Annotated in this window: 9 protein-coding genes; 3 read left to right on the top strand and 6 right to left on the bottom strand. The window is 73.7% G+C overall.

Annotation, left to right across the window (positions count from 1 at the left end):
* Positions 1-4: 4 nt before the first annotated feature.
* From ACH4SL_RS17905 to ACH4SL_RS17880, 6 genes are read right to left on the bottom strand one after another with little or no spacing between them, the layout of a single operon-like run.
* Entirely contained in the window at positions 5-5,461 is a 5,457-nt protein-coding gene (locus tag ACH4SL_RS17905) for an amino acid adenylation domain-containing protein (RefSeq protein WP_398446389.1), read from the bottom strand.
* A complete protein-coding gene (locus ACH4SL_RS17900) occupies positions 5,461-6,699 on the bottom strand; it encodes a 2-oxo acid dehydrogenase subunit E2 (RefSeq protein WP_398446386.1) in 1,239 nt (412 codons plus the stop codon). Before ACH4SL_RS17900 ends, ACH4SL_RS17905 begins: the two co-directional genes overlap by 1 nt.
* On the bottom strand, positions 6,692-7,672 hold the full coding sequence (locus tag ACH4SL_RS17895; RefSeq protein ID WP_398446384.1) for an alpha-ketoacid dehydrogenase subunit beta: 981 nt from the start codon (positions 7,670-7,672) through the stop codon (positions 6,692-6,694). Before ACH4SL_RS17895 ends, ACH4SL_RS17900 begins: the two co-directional genes overlap by 8 nt.
* The gene (locus ACH4SL_RS17890) at positions 7,669-8,586 is read right to left on the bottom strand and encodes a thiamine pyrophosphate-dependent dehydrogenase E1 component subunit alpha (protein WP_398446382.1); all 918 of its coding nucleotides are present in this window, start codon (positions 8,584-8,586) and stop codon (positions 7,669-7,671) included. The genes ACH4SL_RS17895 and ACH4SL_RS17890 overlap by 4 nt, the downstream gene beginning before the upstream one ends.
* Positions 8,583-10,034, bottom strand: coding sequence for a condensation domain-containing protein (locus tag ACH4SL_RS17885; protein WP_398446380.1), 1,452 nt, complete (start codon positions 10,032-10,034; stop codon positions 8,583-8,585). Before ACH4SL_RS17885 ends, ACH4SL_RS17890 begins: the two co-directional genes overlap by 4 nt.
* Positions 10,031-11,515 carry a class I adenylate-forming enzyme family protein gene (locus ACH4SL_RS17880; protein WP_398446673.1) on the bottom strand — a complete coding sequence of 495 codons (1,485 nt, stop codon included), beginning with the start codon at positions 11,513-11,515 and terminating at the stop codon, positions 10,031-10,033. Before ACH4SL_RS17880 ends, ACH4SL_RS17885 begins: the two co-directional genes overlap by 4 nt.
* Before the next feature lie 245 nt (positions 11,516-11,760).
* On the opposite strand from ACH4SL_RS17880, the gene ACH4SL_RS17875 reads away from it, so the two are divergent.
* Genes ACH4SL_RS17875 through ACH4SL_RS17865 form a run of 3 tightly spaced genes read left to right on the top strand, consistent with a single transcriptional unit; the run spans position 11,761 to position 19,405 of the window.
* Complete coding sequence (locus ACH4SL_RS17875; RefSeq protein ID WP_398446378.1) at positions 11,761-17,751, top strand: amino acid adenylation domain-containing protein; 5,991 nt, start codon at positions 11,761-11,763, stop codon at positions 17,749-17,751.
* The gene (locus tag ACH4SL_RS17870) at positions 17,748-17,996 is read left to right on the top strand and encodes a phosphopantetheine-binding protein (protein ID WP_398446376.1); all 249 of its coding nucleotides are present in this window, start codon (positions 17,748-17,750) and stop codon (positions 17,994-17,996) included. The genes ACH4SL_RS17875 and ACH4SL_RS17870 overlap by 4 nt, the downstream gene beginning before the upstream one ends.
* Positions 17,993-19,405, top strand: a complete 1,413-nt coding sequence (locus ACH4SL_RS17865; RefSeq protein WP_398446374.1) for a condensation domain-containing protein — start codon at positions 17,993-17,995, stop codon at positions 19,403-19,405. The genes ACH4SL_RS17870 and ACH4SL_RS17865 overlap by 4 nt, the downstream gene beginning before the upstream one ends.
* Positions 19,406-19,484 lie beyond the last annotated feature (79 nt).

The following is a 19,484-nucleotide window of genomic DNA, read 5'->3' as shown; positions in this document are numbered from 1 at the left end:
GGCGTCACCCGACCGCCGCGGGCTCCCGCTCCTCCGGAGAAGTCGCCGCCCGCGACTTCTCCGCCAGCGCCTCCACCCCCAGCAGATCGTCCGCGACCGCGTCCGGCATGTCGACGTCGAACCGCGCGAGCCTCCGTATCCGCAGCGCGCCCAGCACCACCAGCGCCATGCCCGCCGAGCACAGCAGGAACATGAAGGCGACCCCGCGGCCCGGTCCCGTACCGACCACATGGCCCGCGGTGGACGCGAGCGCCCCGTGTTCGCTGAGCAGCCGGTTGAAGAGGTCGGAGCCGAAGGGGGCGATGAGGCCCATGCCGATGGGCAGCGTGGACCACGCGACCAGCGTGTTGAGGGCGAACACCCGCCCGTGGTAGCGGTACGGCACCTTGAGCTGGACGATCGTCGTGTAGACGGAGTTCATGATCGTCAGGAAGAACGTCAGGGCGAACGCGCCCGCCCCGATGAGCCACAGCGACGGCCGCAGGCTGACGAGGAAGCCGCCCGCGGCCATGCACACGGTCGTGATCAGCACCCCGCGGAAGCGCTTGACGCGCGGCCCGCCCCACAGGGCCATCGTCGTGCCGCCGAGCATCACGCCGAGCCCGCTGACCACCGAGACGCGGCCGACGTCGGCGAGCGAGCCGAAGGACAGCACGAGCGGCGAGACGAGCAGCAGCAGCGGCGACATGAAGAGGTTGAGCACCGCGAAGAAGGTGAGGACGGAGCGCAGGCCCCGGTCGTTCCAGGTGTAGCTGAAGCCCTTGGCGATCTCGGTGGTGAGCGGCTCGCGCGGGCGCCACGGAAGGGTGTTGGGGAAGCGGACGAAGATGACGACGGCGACGGCGAACGCGTAGCTGACGACGTCGATGAGGACGATCCCGTCGAGCCCGATGACGCTGAGCAGGCCCGCCGCGATGAGCGGGACGACGAGTTGGGCGACGCCGTTGGTCATCTGGGTGACGCCGATCGCGTGGCCCAGGTACTGCTTGGGGACGAGCTGCGGGACGGCGGAGCCGTAGGCGAGGCGCTGGAAGGTGGTGCTGATCGACAGGGCCGTGACCAGCAGGTAGATCTGCCAGACGTGGATGCCGTCGGTGAGGATGAGGGCCCACAGGATGGCCTCGATGATGCCGGAGGCGGCGTCGGCCCACAGCATGACGCGCCGCCGGTCGCCGCGGTCGACGATCGCGCCCGCGAGCGGCGAGATGAGCAGCCCGGCGAGGTTGAGGACGGCGATGAGGGAGAACTGCGCGAGGGACTTGTTGTCCACGAGCACGGTGAGCGGCAGTGCCCAGCCGGTGAGCGCGGAGCCGATGAGGGAGATCTGCTGGCCGCTGGCGATGGTGAGGAAGCGGCCCATGCTGGGCCGGACCCGGTCGGCGTCGGCCTTCAGGGCCTTCTCGGACTCCGGGGTCGCGACGTCCTCGACCCACCAGGTGTCGCCGTCCACCCGCCGTGGCGGGTCCGGGAGTTGGGTGTGGGTGCGCAGCGCGAGGGCGACCTCGGCGGCGCGGTAGCGCAGGAAGAAGTGGCCGCCCTCGTCGAGGACGACGAGCGCCGCGGTGTCGGTGAAGGCGCGCCACTCCTTGTAGCGCTCCTCGTACATCTGCGTGGCGGGGTCGCGCTCGCCGATCAACGAGACGATGGGGGCGCGGAGTTTGCGGCGGTCGGGCTGGTCGAAGAGCTTGGTGAAGTATTCCTCGGCGGATTTGGAGTCGTGCCGCATCGTGCGGATGATGCGGTCGGCGACGGCGGGGTCCAGCTCGTCGAGGTCCACACCGCGGGATTTGAGCGAGTCCAGGTCGCTCTGGCTGCTGCGCAGCCGCTCGAAGAAGTCGGGGCGGACGAGCTTGCGCCACATGCCCGCCGGTTTGGCGAACGGGAAGATCGCCCCGATGTAGCAGGCCTCCAGCTCCCGCCCGGCGGCCTCGACGCGCCGCGACAGCTCGACGGCGAGCGCGGCGCCGACCCCGCAGTGCCCGTAGACCACCAACGGGCCGTCGATGGCGAGGATTTCCTCGGTCGTCCGGGCGGCCAGCTCGTCGAATTCCATCGGCTCCTCGTCGAGCCCGATGTCGTTGCCGGGGATGGACAGGGCGTACAGGGCCTCGTCCTTGGCGAGTTCGTCGGCGAGCGGCTGGTAGACGATCGCGCTGCCGGAGCCGTAGGGGACGCACACGTACGTCACACGGGTGGACTTGCGGCGCGGGGTGAGGCGCTGGAGCAGCGGGCGCGGGCCCTCGGGGGCGGATTCCGAGGCGAAGTCGGCGAGTTCGGCGACGGTGCGGTTGGAGAACATGTCGACCAGGCCGACCGGGCGGCCGCCCGCGGGCAGCGCGGTGCGCAGCTTGGCGACGACCTGGATGGCGAGCAGCGAGTGGCCGCCGAGGTCGAAGAAGTCGTCGTCCACGCCGATCTGTTCGGCTTCCAGGACCTCCGCCCAGACCGCGGCGATGACGCGCTCGACCTCGGTGGTGGGCTCGCGGTATTCGGCGGTGGTGACCTCCGGCTCGGGCAGCGCCTTGCGGTCGAGCTTGCCGTTCGGGGTGAGCGGGAGCGCGTCCAGGGCGATGACGTGCGAGGGCACCATGTAGTCGGGCAGGTAGCCGCGTACGGCGTCGCGCGCGTCGGCCGGGTCGTCGGGGCCGCCGACGAGGTAGGCGACGAGCCGCTGGTCGGGGCTGACGACCACGGCCGCCTCGCGCGCGCCGGTCTTGTCGCGCAACGCGGCCTCGATCTCGCCGAGTTCGATGCGCAGGCCGCGCAGCTTGACCTGGTTGTCGAGGCGGCCGAGGAATTCGATCGCGCCGTCGGGGAGCCGCCGGGCCGCGTCGCCGGTGCGGTAGCGGCCGCCCGCGAAGCGCTCGGCGGTCAGCTCGGGCCGCTTGTGGTAGCCGAGCGCGACCGCGACCCCGCCGATCGTCAACTCGCCCGGGACGCCGACGGGTACGGGCTCGCCGTGCTCGTCGAGGATGTCCAGCGTGACGTTCTGGATGGGGCTGCCGATCGGGACGCGGGCGCGGCCCTCCAGCTTCTCCGGTGTGCACTGCCAGGACGAGACGTCGATGGCGGCCTCGGTCGGCCCGTAGAGGTTGTGGAGTTCGGCGTCGGGGAGGGTGCGCAGGCACCGGGCGGCGAGGTCGACGGGCAGCTCCTCGCCGGAGCAGATGACGCGGCGCAGGCCCGCGCAGTCGGCGACCGAGTCGTCGGAGAGGAAGAGGCCGAGCATCGACGGGACGAAATGCGCGGTGGTGACGCCCTGTTCGGCGATGAGTGTGCGCAGGTAGCCGGGGTCGCGGTGGCCGCCGGGCTCGGCGAGTACCAGCCGGGCGCCCGCGGTCAGCGGCCAGAAGAACTCCCACACGGAGACGTCGAATCCGGCCGGGGTCTTCTGGAGCACGCTGTCGGCGGCGGTGAGCTGGTACCGCTTCTGCATCCAGTCCAGCCGGTTGACGATGCCGCGGTGGCTGTTGGGCACGCCCTTGGGGCGCCCGGTGGAGCCCGAGGTGTAGATCATGTACGCGGCCGCGCCGGGCTCGCCCGTCGCCGGGAAGGCGGTACGGGGCTGGCCCTCCCACACCGCCGGGTCGTCCAGGACGAGGACGGTCGCGCTGCTCGCGGCGAGGGCCTCGGCGGTGCCCGCGCTCTCGCCGAGGGCGCCCTGCGCGGTGCCGTCGAGCAGCCGTGCCTGCGTCAGGACGACCGGGGCCTCGGCGTCCTGGAGCATGAACTCCAGCCGCTCGGCCGGGTATTCGGGGTCCAGCGGTACGTACGCGGCCCCCGTCCGCAGCACGCCGAGCAGGGCCGCGGGCAGGTCGAGGGAGCGCTCGGCGCAGACGGCGACGAGCGAGCCGGGGCCGACGCCCTCGGCGGCGAGCCGGTGCGCAATCCGGTCGGCGCGGGCGTCGAGTTCGGCGTAGCTGAGGGTGGCGCCGTCGAAGGTGACGGCGGGTGCGTCGGGGGTGCGGCGGACCTGGTCGGCGACGAGGCCGTGCAAGGTCGCGTCCGCGGGGAAGTCGGCCGCGGTGTCGTTCCAGCCGTCCAGCAGGGCGCGTTCGGCGCCGTCCAGCATCGGCAGGCGGCTGACGGCCGTGCCCGGCGCGTCCAGCGCGGCGCGCAGCAGCGTCTCCAGGTGCCCGGCCAGCCGCTCCACGGTCGCGGCCGTGAACAGCGACGTCTTGTACGTGAAGGTGCAGGCCAGGCCGCCGTCGCCGGAGGGCACGACGTACAGCTCCAGGTCGTGGCGCGAGGAGCCGGGGGTGAGCGGGAAGTCGGCGACGCGGACCTCGGCGCCGCCGTCGTCGCCGGTCGCCGCGGGGAAGTCGTGCATCGAGAACAGCGCGTCGATGAGCGGCTGGCGGCTCGGGTCGCGCGGGACGTTCAGCTCCTCGACCAGCCGGGCGAAGGAGAGTTCCTGGTGGTCGAGGGCGTCGATCACGACGTCCCGGGTGCGGGTCAGCAGCTCGGTGAAGGCCGGGTCGTCGGACATGTCGGCCCGCAGCACGAGGCTGTTGACGAACATGCCGACGACACTCTCGAATTCCGGCCTGGTCCGCCCGGCGACGGGTGTGCCGACGCCGAACTCCCGCTGCCCGGTGGAGCGGGAGAGCAGCGCCTCGAAGGCGGCGAGCATGACCATGAAGCGGGTCGCGCCGTGCTCGCGGCTCAAGGCGTCGACACGAGCGGTCAGTTCGGCGTCCAGCAGGCGCACGGTGGAGGCGCCCTCGAAGCGCTGCCGGGCCGGGCGGGGCAGGTCGGTGGTCAGCTCCAGCCGGGGCAGGGCGTCCAACTGCCGCAGCCAGTAGGCGCTCTCGCGCTCCAGGGTGCGGTCGCGCTGCCAGGCGGCGATGTCCCCGAAGCGCACCGCGGGCGCGGGCGCGGCCTCGCCCCGGTAGAGGGCGACGAGGTCGCGTACGAGGAGCTGCGCGGACTGGCCGTCGGCGACCAGGTGGTGGACGAGCAGCGCGAGGACGTGCTCGGGCGCGGCGCCTTCCGCGCCGTCCAGCCGCTGCACCAAGAGCGCCCGCAGCAGCGGGCCGTCCGCCGGGTCCAGCGGGATCGCGCACTCCTCGCCGATGAGCGCGCGGGTCTGCTCGTCGCTCGCCGCCTCCGCGCGGGCGAGCGGCACGGGCGCCTCGTCGAGGACGTGCACGGCCGGGTGGCCCTCGTCGTCGGCGGGGAAGCGGTGCCGCAGGCTGTCGTGCCGGCGCGGGAGTTCGGCGAGTGCCGCCTCCAGCCGCGCGGTGTCCAGCGGCCCGGTCAGCCGCACCGCGAGCGCGATGGTGTACGTGCCCGTACCGGGCATGTACTGCTCCATGAACCACAGCGGCTCCTGCGCGGGCGCGAGCAGCGGCGGCGCGTCCGCGGGCCGCACCGGGATACCCTGCGCCTCCCGTGTGCCGCTGAGCCTGCGCCTGAGCAATTCCCGCTTCGCCGCGGAGAGTTCGACGGCCGACGTCATCAGGCGAGCCTTTCCATGGAGTTCTTGAGCGCGTGCAGGAAGAGCGTCGCCTCACGCCCGTTGATCAGCCGGTGGTCGTAGGCGAGTCCGATGTTGGCGGGCGAGCCGTCGGCGGGCGCGGTGACCGCGAGCGCGCACACCGTGCCGGGCAGCACGAACGGCACGGCGAGCACCACGTCGGCGTCGGTGTGCAGGGTGACGGTGAAGTTCGCACCCGTGAGGTCGTGTTCGCGGAACGCCCCGGTGGTCGCGGCGACCCGGAATTTCATGAGCCGCGTCGCGATCTCCCCGATCGACAGACCGGCGGCGTCCCGTACGCACGGCACGAACAGCCCCTCCCCGAGGTCGACGGTCACCCCGATGTGCGGGGCGTCCGCGAGCAGTGCGGTGCTGCCCTCGACGGAGGCGAAGAACCGCGGGAAGTCCGCGTGCAGCAGGGCGACTTCCCGTACGAACAGCTCCCCCGCCCCGACCGGCCGCCGCACCTCCCTGGTGACCCGCTTGGCATACGCGAGCGCGGGCCCGAGGTCCATCGCCACGACGGTGTAGGCGGCGGGAATCGTCCGGTGCGAGATCTCCACGGCCCGCGCCACCCCGCGCTGCACGCGCGGCAGTTCGTGGCGCGTGACGCCGGGGTCGTCCGTCCCCGGCCCGCCGGCGGCGGGGGCGGGAGTACCACCCGGCCCGGCGCCTACGGTCGCCACGCCGCCTCCGGCGGGGGCAAGGCCGCCTGCCGCGGAGGCCGCCGGCACGCCGGGCGCCGCCGCCGAGCCACCCCCGGCGAGGACGAGCCCGCCTGCCGCGGGAGTCGGCACTGCCGGTGCGCTCACGGCCGACCCGCCGGGCCGCAGCGCCGCCACGTGCTCCCGTCGCACAACGGCCCGCCCGAGCGCGGCCACCTCCGCCGCTGTGACGCCCAGCTCGTCCATGAGCTGCCGCGCGGGCCGCGTGACGAGCTGCCCGGCGGCCTCCTCGGCAGTGGCGGCCGTGGCCGGCGCGGCCTGCGTACCGTCGTCGATTGCGGCGATGCGGTCGCCCGGGCGGCACACCGCACCCGCCGTCAGCGCGTGCCGGAGCGCGCCCGAGGCGGTCGCCTCCAGCTCCTCCGCGGCCTTGGAGGTCTCCACGACCGCGACCGGGTCGCCCGCGGCGACGTGCGTGCCGTCGTCCACGAGCCAGTCCGTCAGGACGTACTCCGTGTCGTTGTTGTTGAGCTTGGGTACGAGCAGCTCAGCCACGCAGCGTCTCCAGGATCGTGCGGTGCACGCCCTCCGCGCCGACGAGGACGGCGCGTTCGAGGTGTGCGGCGGTGGGGATGGCGGAGTCGGCGGAGTGGACGAGGGTGACCGGGCCGTCGAGGCGGGACCACAGGCGGCGGTGCAGGACGTGCGCGACCTCGGCGCCCCACGTGCCGCCCGCGGTGCCCTCCTCGACGACGAAGATCCGCCGGACGTCGGGGAGTCGGAGGTCGTCCGCGTCGAAGGGGTAGAGCCGGGAGGGGACGAGCAGCGTGCAGGCGATGTCCTCCTCCATGAGCAGGGTGCGCATGGCCGCCAGCACGCGGTGGGCGACGCCGCCCGCCGCGATGACGACGCAGTCGGGGCGTTCGCCGGGCAGCGAGACCTCCGCGGTACCGCCGTCGCGTTCGGCGAGGGCGAAGGGCGGCTCGACCGCGTACATCCGCTGCGTGTAGAGGACCTTGTCCTCGAACAGCACACCGGGCTCGCCGCGTTCGAGCATCTCGGCGAGGACGGCGGCGCTGTCGCGGAAGGGCGAGGCCTCGTACAGCGCGAGGTTCGGCACGCCCACGAAGTGCTTCTGCAGGCTCTGGCTGTGGGTGGGGCCGTAGCCGCGCCCGCCGCCCACCGGGCAGCGCAGCACCATCCGCATCGGCACCGTGGAGCCGTACATGGAGACGGACTTGGCGGCGAAGTTGACCAACTGGTCGAAGGCCAGGGCGGTGAAGTCGCCGAACATCATCTCCACGATCGCGCTGTCCCCGGCGAGCGCGAGCCCCGCGGCGACGCCGGTGATGGCGTTCTCGCTGATGGGCGTGGACAGCACGCGCCCGGGGAAGCGGGTGGAGAGCCCGCGGGTGATCTTGAAGGCGCCGCCGTACGGGTCGGCGATGTCCTCGCCCAGCACGTGGAGTTCGGGCCGCTGCTCCATGAGGCCGTGCAGCGCGGCGTTCAGGTTCTCGGCGACCCTCATACCGGCTCCCTCCCGGCGACGTCCTCGGCGACGGCGTCGACACGGGCGCGGGCGGCCGCGTCCAGGCGCGCGAAGCGCTCGGGGTCGGCGGCGGCGAGCCGCGGATACCAGTCGGCGGCGCGCGCCGCGGCGATCTCGTCGGCCCCGCGGGTGTCGTCGCCCTTGCTGTGCGGGCCGAGCCGGTGGGTGGCGAACTCCACGACGAGCGGGCGCCCTTGGCGTACCCCCGCGACGGCGGGCGCGAGCAGCGTGCGGATCTCGTCCAGGTCGGTGGAGCCGGTCCGGACGTGGTCGACGCCGAAGGCCGCGGCGCGCCCGGCGATGGTGCCCGCCATGGTGCGGGTGGTCGGCGTGGACTGCGCGATGCCGTTGTTCTCGACGACGACCAGCAGCGGGAGTTCCCACAGCGCGGCGAGGTTGAGCGCCTCGTAGACGCCGCCCTCGCCCCAGGTGCCGTCGCCGATGTAGACGCAGGCCAGCGCGCCGGGTTCGGTGCGCTTGAGGTGCAGCGCGACGCCGCAGGCGACCGGCAGGCTCTCGCCCTGGACGCCGGTCGACAGGTAGCGGTCGCGCCTGATGTGCTGGCTGCCGCCGACACCCCCGCACACCGCGCCGCGGCGGCCCATGATCTCCGCGAGCAGGCCTTCGGGGTCGCGGTGCCGGGCGAGGTAGTGGCCGTGGCCGCGGTGGTTGCTGAAGACGTGGTCGGCGGGGCCGAGCAGCGCGTCGAGGGCGACGGGGACGTACTCCTGGCCGAGGCAGGTGTGGGTGGTCCCGTTGAGCATGCCGCGGTCGAAGAGGTCGAGGAGTTTCAGCTCGAAGGCGCGGATGGTGAGCAGTTGCGTCAGGTCGTCGTCGGACGGGACGTCGCCCACCGTGTGGGAGCGCTCCCAGAGTGTGCTCGACACGGTCATCGGCGGATCACCGCGACCACGCCCGCGACGGTGGAGTTGTCGAAGAAGTCGTCCAGGCCTATCTCCACGCCGAGTTGCTGCTGCATGCGGGCGATGATCTGGGTGATCGTGAGCGAGTGGCCGCCGAGGTCGAAGATGTCGTCGTGCAGGCCGATCGACTCCATGCCGAGCACCTGCTCCCAGATCTCCCGGACCTGCGCGACCAGCGGGTCCCCGGCGGCGGGCGCCTCGTCGGCCGGTACGGCCGCGGGGGCCTCGTCCGCGGGCTCCTCCGGCTCGGCGACCGGCGCGGTGAAGTCGACCAGGTCGGCGAGCCGTTGCCGCGGGTCGCGGCCGACCGCGGTGAGCAGCCGGGTCAGGTCGTCCACGAGGCGTCCGGCTGCGGGGAGTTCGAGCGGGTCGTAGCGCAGGCTCGCGACCGCGCCCGACGGGCCGTGCGCGATCTGGAGCTGGAGGGCGCCGCGCACGCTGTGGTTGAAGGCGAGCCACTGGACGTCGCCGAGCGGGCTGCGGGTGTCCGGCAGCCGCCGGTAGCTGATCGACACCGGGGCGAGCGCGGCGTGCGGGCGCAGGCCCGGCACCGCGCGGGCGAGCGGCACCTCGCGGTAGCGGTAGGTCTCGCGCAGCTCCGCGCGCAGCCCGGCGGCGAAGTCGGCGAAGGGCTGCTGCGCGGACGGCCGGGAGAACAGCGGGAGTTCGTTGACGTACGCGCCGATGTGCGGGGCCTCCGCCTCGGTCCTGGTGGCGAGGTCGAGGGCGGTGACGACCTCGGCGTTGCCGTACGAGGCGAGCAGCACGTGCACCGCGGCGACCAGCACCTCGAAGGAGGTCAGGCCGTCGAGGCGGGGCAGCGGCAGCGGCATCTCCAGGACGTCGGCGTCGGCGGCGCCGCGCGAGCGCAGCGAGCCGCCGGGCACGGCGGTGGCGGCGGGCTCGTGCCATCGCCCGGCCCAGAAGTCGGCGGCCTGCGGCAGGAGTTCGGCGACCCGCTCGCGCTGGGCGGCCGCGTGGTCGGCGTGCTCCAGCTCGGCGGGGATGCCGCCCTCGTAGTACGTGGCGAGGTCCGCGACCAGCAGGTCCTTGGAGGCGCCGTCGAAGACGAGGTGGTGCGCGACGACCACCAGCGTGGTGCCGCCGACCAGCACGAAGCGCACCAGCGGGCCGGTGTGCAGGTCGAAGGGCCGGGTGACGGCCTCGGCGACGGTGCCGGCCTCCTCCAGCGCGGGCAGCCGCGGGGCGGGGACGAGCACGGGGTCGCCGTCCTCGTCGCTGAGCGCGCAGCCGAGCAGCGGGTGGCGCTCGACGACGGCGTGGCAGGCCTTGGCGAGCGCGCCGTGGTCCACGTCGCCGTCCAGGGCGATGACGACGGGCATGTGGTAGGCGGTCGCGGCGCCCATGCGCGCGGCGATCCACATTCCGTGCTGGCTGAAGGAGAGTTGGCGCTTCATCGGACGACCTCTCGCAGGGCGCGTTTGTCCACCTTGCCGCCGTGGTTGCGCGGCAGGGCGTCGAGCGTGATCAGGTGGTGCGGCTGTTCGTGGGACGCCAGCCGGGTCTTGAGGAAGGCACGCAGTTCGGTGTGGTCGGCGGTGCCGACGACGGCGACCGCGACCGCGGTGCCGAGCGCGGGGTGCGGCACCCCGAAGGCCGCGGCCTCCACGACGTCCGGGTGCTCGTAGACGGCCTCCTCGACGTGCAGCGTGGAGACCTTGTGCGCACCGGACTTGACGACGTCGCTCTCCCGGTCGACCAGGTAGAGGTAGCCGTCCGGGTCGAGGTAGCCGAGGTCGCCCATGCGCACCCAGCCGTCGCGGAAGACGCCTGCGGAGGCGGCCGCGTCGCCGTAGTAGCTGCGGCTCGCGGTGGGCGAGCGCATCCACACCTCGCCGGTCTCGCCCGCGGGCAGCGGCTCGCCCTCGGCGGTCGCCACCCGGACGTCCCCGGCGGAGGCCGGGCGGCCGACGCTGGAGGGGCGGCCGGAGTTGTAGAGCATCACGGTCTGCGCGGGCGCGGCCTCGGTCGAGGTGTAGTAGTTGGCGATCGTCGCGCGCGGGAAGGCCGTGGCGAGTTCACCGGCGATCCGCGCGGGCAGCGGCGCCGCGGCCGAGCCGAGCAGCAGCACGCTGGACAGGTCCGCCTTCAGGTGCGCCCCGCTGCTGAGCAGTTCGATCGCCATGGTGGGGACGAGGAAGACGGTGCCCGCGCGGTGCTCCTCGATCATGCGGGCGAAGCGGCCGGGCGTGAAGCGGCCGAGGGTGACCACGGTGGGGTGCGCGCCGACGGCGTTGGCGAGCATCCACTGTCCGGCCTGGGTGCCGATCGGGAAGGCGTGCGCGAGCGTCTCGGAGTGCGTGAAGGGCTTGCGGCGGCCGCCCCAGCCGTGGCCGAGGTTGGCGTGGGTGGCGGCAACGCCCTTGGGGCGGCCGGTCGTTCCCGAGGTGTAGAGGATCTGGGCCAGGTCGCCGGGCGCGGGCGGGACGAGGTCCGCGACCACCTCCGCCTCCACCGCGGGCAGTTCGGCGGCGCGCAGGACGAGCGCGGCGCCGCAGTGCGCGAGCCGGGCGTCGATGTCGGCGGCGCCGAGCTGGTCGGACAGCGGTACGGCGACGGCGCGGGCCTTGAGGGTGCCGAGGAAGGCGACCGCGTAGTCGATCCAGTCGGCGTTGCCGAAGACGAGCCCTACACGGTCGCCGGGAGTGACACCGCGGCGCAGCAGACCTGCGGCGACAGCGTCCGAGCGGCGCCACCAGCTTTCGAAAGTAAGGTTTCCTGCCCCCGCAACTTTCACAGCCGGACGATCGGCTTCCGCTACCGCGCGAGCGCGCAGCAATTCGGAAAGGATCGTACTCACGTGCTGATCCCCCTGTGCCAAAACCGGGCAATAGCCGGTCAATTGAGGGGATCGACGCCGCAGCGCGGCGCAGCGCATCCCCCGAAATACGCTCATTGACTGAGCGGGCCTCACCCTGGCATCGTCACCCAGAACCGTCAACCCTCGAAAATGTGTCGGCCGAGTTTACGAAATTCACCGCCGCCGCATCAGTCACAGTTGCCCCGGGACCGCCACCCCGCGTCACCTCCCGCAGCTGTGCCCGCTCCGCACGGACACGCACCGCATTCGCCTTTCGGGCGTACCCGCACACGTACCGCTCAGCACAGCACGGGGAGAGACCTGTGAAGACCGGACCGCTCTCGTTCGGGCAGCAGAGACTGTGGTTCCTGCACCAGTTCGACCCCGAGGACCCCTCGCACAACGCCGGTTACGCCTACCGGCTGCGCGGCGCGCTGGACGTCCCCGCGCTGGAGGCGGCCTTCACCGCCGTGGTCGCCCGGCACGAGGCGCTGCGCACCCGCTTCACCGCCGCGGAGGGCACGGCCCTGGCGGTCGTGGAGGACCCGCGCCCGGTGCGCGTCGAGGTCACGCCGGCGGAGTCGGCCGAGGACGCCGAGCGCATCGTCGCCACCCGCGCCAACGCGCCCTTCGACCTCACCGCGGAACCCCCGCTGCGCGTCACCCTGGTACGCATCGGGCCGGACGACCACGTGCTGTGCGCGGTCACGCACCACATCAACAGCGACGGCTGGTCCTTCAACCTGCTGCGCGACGAGGTCGCCGCCCACTACGCCGGACAGCCCCTGCCCGCACCGCCGTTGCAGTACGCCGACGTGGTCGCCGCCGCGGGCGACACCCAGGCCGACCCCGCCTGGTGGGTCGCCCAACTGGCCGGGGCCCCGGACCTGGAGCTGCCCACCGACCGGCCGCGCCCCGCCGAGCGCACCTCCGGGGGCGGCGAGGTGCGTTTCACGCTCGACACGGAACTGGCCGACGCGGTGCGGGCGTTGGCCCGGCAGCTGCGCTGCACGCCGTACATGGTGCTGCTGGCGGCGTACGAGGTGCTGCTCGCGCGGCACAGCGGGCAGAGCGACTTCTGCGTGGGCACCCCGGCCGCCGGGCGGGGGCGGCCCGAGCTGGAGGGCGTCATCGGCTACCTGTCGACGACGATGGTGCTCCGCTGCGACCTGGCGGGGGATCCGGCCTTCACCGACCTCGTCCGCGCCACCCGTCGCAGCGTGCTGTCCGGACTCGCCCACCCCGAGGTGCCCTTCGAGCAGCTCGTCGGCGCCCTCGGCGTCGCCCGGGATCTGAGCCGGACCCCGATCTACCAGGCCCTCTTCGCACTGCACACGCACGGCACCGTGGCCGAACCCCTCCCGGGCCTGGACGCCGAACCCTTCCCGCTCGGCTGGCACTCCGCCCGCACCGACCTGACCCTCGACCTCTACGAGCAGCCCGACGGCAGCACGGTCGGCATCCTCATCCACAGCACCGACCTCTTCGACGGCGCGACCGCCGAGCGCATGGCCGCCCGCTTCCTCCGCCTCCTCGCATCCGCCACGACCGCACCCGAACTGCCGCTCAGCGAGATGGAGTTGCTGCCAGCGGCGGAGCGGGAGCTGCTGGCGTCGTGGGACGGCCCGGTGGTGGAGCTGCCGCCGGTGACGCTCGTGGACCTGGTGCGGGAGCGGGCGGAGGCGTCGCCGGACGCGGTGGCGGCGGTGTCGGGCACGACCGTGCTCACCTACCGCCAACTCGTCGCGGCCGCCTCCCGGTTGGGGGCGGAGCTGCGAGGGCGGGGCGCCGGGTCCGGCAGCCGGGTGGCCGTGCTCAGTTCGCGGCGGGCGCACATGCTGGTCGCGCTGCTGGGGGTGGCGATGTCGGGGGCCGCGTACGTGCCCGTCGACCCGGAATACCCGAAGGCGCGGATCGACTACGTCGTCCAGGACTGCGGGGCCGCGCTCGTCCTGACCGACGCGGACCTGGACGGGGTCCTCGACGACCTGGACGGTGCGGGCGTGACGGACCTCCCGCGCCCCGAGCCCGCCGACACCGCGTACGTCCTCTACACCTCCGGGTCGACCGGCAACCCCAAGGGCGTCGTCGTCCCGCACCGCGCGCTGGCCAACTTCCTGCTGGCCATGCGCGATCTGGTCGGCTCCACCGCGCAGGACCGGTGGCTCGCGCTGACCTCGCTGTCGTTCGACATCTCCGGCCTGGAGCTCTACCTCCCCCTGGTCACCGGCGGCCGCGTCGTCATCGCCGACACCGGGACCAGCCGCGACGCCGCCGCCCTCGCGGCCCTGGTCCGGGACGAGGGCGTCACCCACGTCCAGGCCACCCCCTCCGGCTGGCGCCTCCTCCTGACCGGCGACCTCCCCGAGGTCACCGCCCTGTGCGGCGGCGAACCCCTCCCCCTGGCCCTGGCGTCCGAGCTGCGCGCCCGCACCAGCCGCCTGCTCAACATGTACGGCCCCACCGAGACCACCATCTGGTCCACCGCCTCGGACATCCCCGAGCACCCCGACCGGATCACCATCGGCACCCCCCTCGCCAACACCACCGTCCGCGTCCTGGACACCCACGACGCCCCCGCCCCCGTCGGCGTCCCCGGCGAACTCCTCATCGGCGGCGCCGGGCTCGCCGACGGCTACCACCACCGCCCCGACCTCACCGCCCAGCGCTTCACGACCCTCGGCGGCGAGCGCCTCTACCGCACCGGCGACATCGTCCGCCGCCTCCCGGACGGCACCCTCGACTACCACGGCCGCACCGACGACCAGGTCAAGCTCCGCGGCCACCGCATCGAACCCGGCGAGATCGCCACCGCCCTGGAAACCCACCCCCGCATACGCCAGGCCGTCGTCACCGTCCACGACGAGAACCTGCTCGCGTACTTCGTCCCGGCCCAACCCGACCAGGACCCGGCCGAGTTGAAGGCCCACCTCGCCGCGCGCCTGCCCGGCTACATGGTCCCCACCGGCTACGTCGCACTCGACGCCCTCCCCCTCACCCCCAACGGCAAGGTCGACCGCAAGGCCCTCCCCCGCCCCGGCGCCGAGCAGCGCCCCAGCGGGCAGGGCCGGGCGCCCGAGAGCGCGGCCGAGCAGCTCGTCGCGGAGATCTACGCCGAGGTCCTGGACATCGGCGACCCCGCCGGGGTCGCCGCCGACGACGACTTCTTCGCGCTCGGCGGCCACTCCCTGCGCGCCGCCATGCTCACCGCGCGCCTCAGCGCCCGCAGCGGCGCCGCGATCCCCATCGGCGAGGTCTTCCGGCACCCGGTCGTCGCCGACCTCGCGCGGCTGGTCGAGGCCGCCGCCCCCGGTACGGTCTCCGCACCCGTGCCGCGCCCGGCGGGCACGCAGCCGCCGCTGTCGCCGGCGCAGGAACGGCTGTGGTTCATGCACCGGCTCGACCCGCACGACGCCTCGTACAACATGTGGATGGCCAAGCGCCTGCGCGGCCCCCTCGACGAGGCGGCGCTGCGCCGCGCGCTGGACGCCGTCACCGCCCGGCACGAGATCCTGCGCACCCGATTCCCCGAGGTCGACGGCGAGCCCACCGCCCTCGTCGAGCCGCCGTCACCCGTACCCGTCGAGCTGCTCACGGCCGCGGACGAACAGGCGGCCGCGGAGCTGGTGTCGGCCCGTACCAACACGCCGCTGGACCTCGGCTCCGCGCCGCCGCTGCGCGCGAGCCTGATCCGGGTCGGCGCGGACGACCACGTACTGCTGCTGGTCATGCACCACATCCTGGGTGACGGCTGGTCCCTCAACATCCTCTACGACGAGCTGGCCGCGCTCTACTCCGGCCGCGAACTGCCGCCACTGCCCGTCCAGTTCGGCGACATCGCGCTCTGGCAGCGGCAGCAGGACACCACCGACGCACTCGCCTACTGGCAGCAGCGCCTCGCCGACCCCACCACCCTGGGCCTGCCCCTGGACCGCCCGCGCCCGGCCGTGCCCAAGCGCAGCGGCGCCCTGACCGCGCTGCGGCTCGACGAGCGGGAGACGGCGGCCCTCACCCGTGTCGGCCGGGAGCACGGCAGCACGATGTTCATGGTGCTGCTGGCCGCCTACCAGGCCCTGCTGGCCCGCCACACCGGCCAGAACGACATCCTCGTCGGCACCGTCACCGCGGGCCGCGACCGCCTCGAACTCGAACCCGCCATCGGCTACCTCACCGACGTCCTCGTCCTGCGCGCCGACCTCACCGACAACCCCACCCTCGGCGACCTCCTCGACCGCACCCGCGACGACGTCCTGGCCGCCTTCGCCCACCAGGGCATCCCCTTCGAGGAGTTGGCCGCGCGCCTGCGCGTCGTCCGCGACCCCGCCCGCACACCTCTCTTCCAGACCATGGCCATCCTCCACACCGAGGACGCCGAGCACGCCGCCGACGCCTTCGCGGGCCTGCGCACCACCGGCTACGACGGCGGCTTCGAGCAGGCGAAGTTCGACCTCATGCTGGAGGCCTGGCAGGACGAGGACGGGCTGCTCGTGACGCTCGTGCACGACGCCGAGATCTTCGACGCCGCCACGATGGAACGCCTCACCGCCCGCTTCGGCACCCTGCTGCGCGCGCTGCCCGGCCACGCCGGCACGCCCTTCGCGGCCGTCCCGATCCTGGGTCCTGACGACACCACCGTGCTGGACGGCCCGCCCCTCGCCGAAACCCCCGCCTTCCTCGACGAGTTCGCCGAGCAGGTACGCCTCAGGCCGGACGCCGTCGCCCTCACCTGCGGCGACCAGCACCTCAGCTACGCCCAACTCGACGCCCGCGCCCGCGAACTGGCCAGCGCCCTCCCCCACCGCAGCGTCGTCGGGATCCGCCTGGGACGCACCACCGACGCGATCGCCGCCATGATCGCGGCCTGGTACGCCCGCAGCGCCTACCTCCCCCTCGACCCCGACTACCCCCAGGCCCGCCTGGACTACATGGCCGACGACAGCGGCGCGGCCCTCGTCCTCACCCCGGACGGACCGGTCCCCGGCACCGCGACCACGCCCACCACCACCGACGCCGCCTACGTCATCTACACCTCCGGCTCCACCGGCACCCCCAAGGGCGTCACCGTCCCGCACAGCGCGCTGGCGACCCGCACCGCCTGGATGCGCCAGGAGTACGGCCTCCAACCCGGCGACCGCATCGTCCAGTTCGCCTCCCACAGCTTCGACACCCACGTCGAGGAGATCTTCCCCGCACTGGCCTCCGGCGCCCGCGTCGACCTCCTCCCCGACGGCCCCCTCACCCTCACCGACCACCTCACCGGCACCACCGTCCTCGACCTGCCCACCGCTTACTGGCACCACCTCGTCGACGACATCGACCGCACCCCCTGGCCCGACACCCTCCGCCTGGTCATCCTCGGCGGCGAGCAGGCCCACGAATCCGCCCTCACCCGCTGGCACGAGCACTTCGGCGACCGCGTCCGCCTCATCAACACCTACGGCCCCACCGAAGCCACCGTCATCGCCACCGCGGCGGAACTCACCCCCGGCGCAACCGGCCTGCCCCCCATCGGCCGCCCCCTCGCGGGCACCCGCGTCACCCTGCTCGGCCCCCACGGCGAACCCGTACCCCCCGGCACCCCCGGCGAGCTGTGCATCTCAGGGCCCGGACTCGCCACCGGCTACCACAACCGCCCCGACCTCACCGCCCAGCGCTTCCCCACCCACCACGGCACCCGCCACTACCGCACCGGCGACCGCGCCCGCCTGCGCCCCGACGGCCACCTCGAATACCTCGGCCGCCTCGACGACCAGGTCAAACTCCGCGGCTACCGCATCGAACCCGGCGAGATCGAAACCCACCTCGCGGGCCGCGGCGCCGTCGCCATCCACAACGAGACCCTCGTCGCCTACACCGCGGGCCCCGCCGACGACCTCCCCGCCACCCTCCACAAGAACCTCCCGCCCCACCTCGTCCCCACCCTCTGGATCGAGCTGGACGCCCTCCCCCTGACCCCCGGCGGAAAACTCGACCGCAAGGCTCTCCCCGCCCCCACCCGCACCCGCACCACCACCGCCCCGCGCACCGACGCCGAGACCCTCGTCGCCGCCGTCTACGCCGACGTCCTCGGCACCGACACCGTCGGCGCCCACGACGACTTCTTCGCCCTCGGCGGCCACAGCCTCCTCGCCGTCAAGACCGTCGCCCGCCTGCGCACCGCCACCGACATCGACCTCCCCATCCGCACCCTCTTCGACCACGCCACCGTCGAAGCCCTCGCCCAGGCCCTCGAAAACGCCCTCCTCGAAGAACTCGACCAGCTCACCGACGCCGAAGCCGACCAACTGCTCGGCGGAATGGACGGAACAGCATGACCACCCCGGTGACCAAGGAACGTCTGGCCCAGCTCGTCGCGGAGTCCTCGGACGGCGCGATCACCGCGGGCCAGGCGCTCGCGAGCACGGTGCCGCTGTCCGACCTGGGCCTGTCGTCGCTGTCCCGGATGCGCCTGGTCGACGCGGTGGAGGACGAGTACGACGTCGAGATCGACCTCGACGGCGCGGGCTGGGACCTGCTCGACAACCTCGACGCCCTCGCCGCGCACCTGGAGTCCCGGTGACCGAGGCGCCGCCCACCCCCGCCGCGGGCCGACCCACGGCGCCGCACGTGACGTGGGAGCCCGTACCGTTCACTGCCGAGGGCGGCGAAGGGCCGCTCGCCTGGGGGCAGTTCCACATGTGGCACCCGATGCTGCGCTACAAGGCGGCCTTCGCGACGCTCAGCCTGCGCCAGGTGATCGCCCTCCCCGCGTCCGGCCCCGACGTGCCGCAGGCGCTGGCCGCGATCCGCCAACTCGTCGAAACGCACCAGGTGTTGCGCACCCGCTTCGCCGACCGCGCGGGGGAACCGCGGCAGACCGCGGCCGCCGAGGGCACGCATCTGGTCGAGGTCTGCGAGCTGGGGGCGGACGCGGGAGCCGGGACGCTCGCGGCCTTCGCGGAGCGGCGGACCCGCAAGCTCGCCGCCGAGCCCTTCCGGCACAGCCACGAGTGGCCGGTGCGCTTCAGCCTGGTGTGCCGCGGCGGGCAGGTGCGGGCCGTCGCCGTCGTCTGCTCGCACCTCACCTTCGACGGCTGGTCCGCCGACCTGGTCGGCAAGGCGCTGCGCGGCCTGTTCGCCGGGGCGCGCGCCACCGCGCCGGAGTGGCAGCCGCTCGACCAGGCCGCGTACGAACGCTCCGAACGGGGCCTGCGGGACGACGCCCGCGCGATGCGGCACTTCCGGGCGCGGCTCGCGGAGGTGCCCGACACCGCGCCGCTCCCACCGCACGCGCCCGCCTCCCCGCCGATCCAGCAGTGGTGGCTGACCTCCACCGCCCTGGCCGCGGCCTCCGTCGCGGTGGCCGAGCGGACCCGTACGTCCAGCTCCGCGGTGATGCTCACGCTCGCGGCGACCGCGCTGGCGGCACTGCGCGGCCGCCCCACGGTGCCGCTGCTGCTCATCACCGGCAACCGCGTGACCGAGCGGCAGCAGCGCTACATGGCCGCGACCGCGCAGGACGGGCTGTACGTCCACGACGCCGGCGCGGACGGCACCCTGGACGACGCCGTCCGCACGGTCTACCGCCGCTCGGCGACCTCCTACCTGCGGGCCTCCTTCGACCCGTCCTCCCTCGCCGCCCTCACCGCCGAACTGGACGGCGCGCGCGCCCACCCGCTCGACCTGACCGGCTACTTCAACGACGCCCGCCTCAGCCGCGACTGGCAGCTCCCCCCGGGCCCGGGCCCGTACGCCCGCTCGGACCGCGGTCCGGCCTTCGTACGCGGCTACGACGTCAACGACATGGCCTTCTGCCTCGTCCTCGCCCAGCAGGGCCCGGACTGCCAGGTCTCCCTCCTGGCCGACACCCGACTCCTCCCGGCCCCGGCGATCCCGGTACTCCTCTCCGGACTCGAATCCGCCCTGTGCGACGCGGCCACCTCGAATTTGCCACTCTCCGCGATCCCCCCAGCGCTGGGCCTCGCCTAAGCCCATGCCCCGCCGGGCGCGCTATCCCTCACCCCCACCGGCCGGCAGCCGCCCACGCCCCCCGGGAGGGGGACGATCC

Source organism: Streptomyces sp. NPDC021020, from assembly GCF_044333285.1.
Taxonomy (GTDB): Bacteria; Actinomycetota; Actinomycetes; order Streptomycetales; family Streptomycetaceae; genus Actinacidiphila.
Note: the sequence above shows the minus strand (reverse complement) of the source record. Positions and strands in the feature narration are given on the sequence as shown.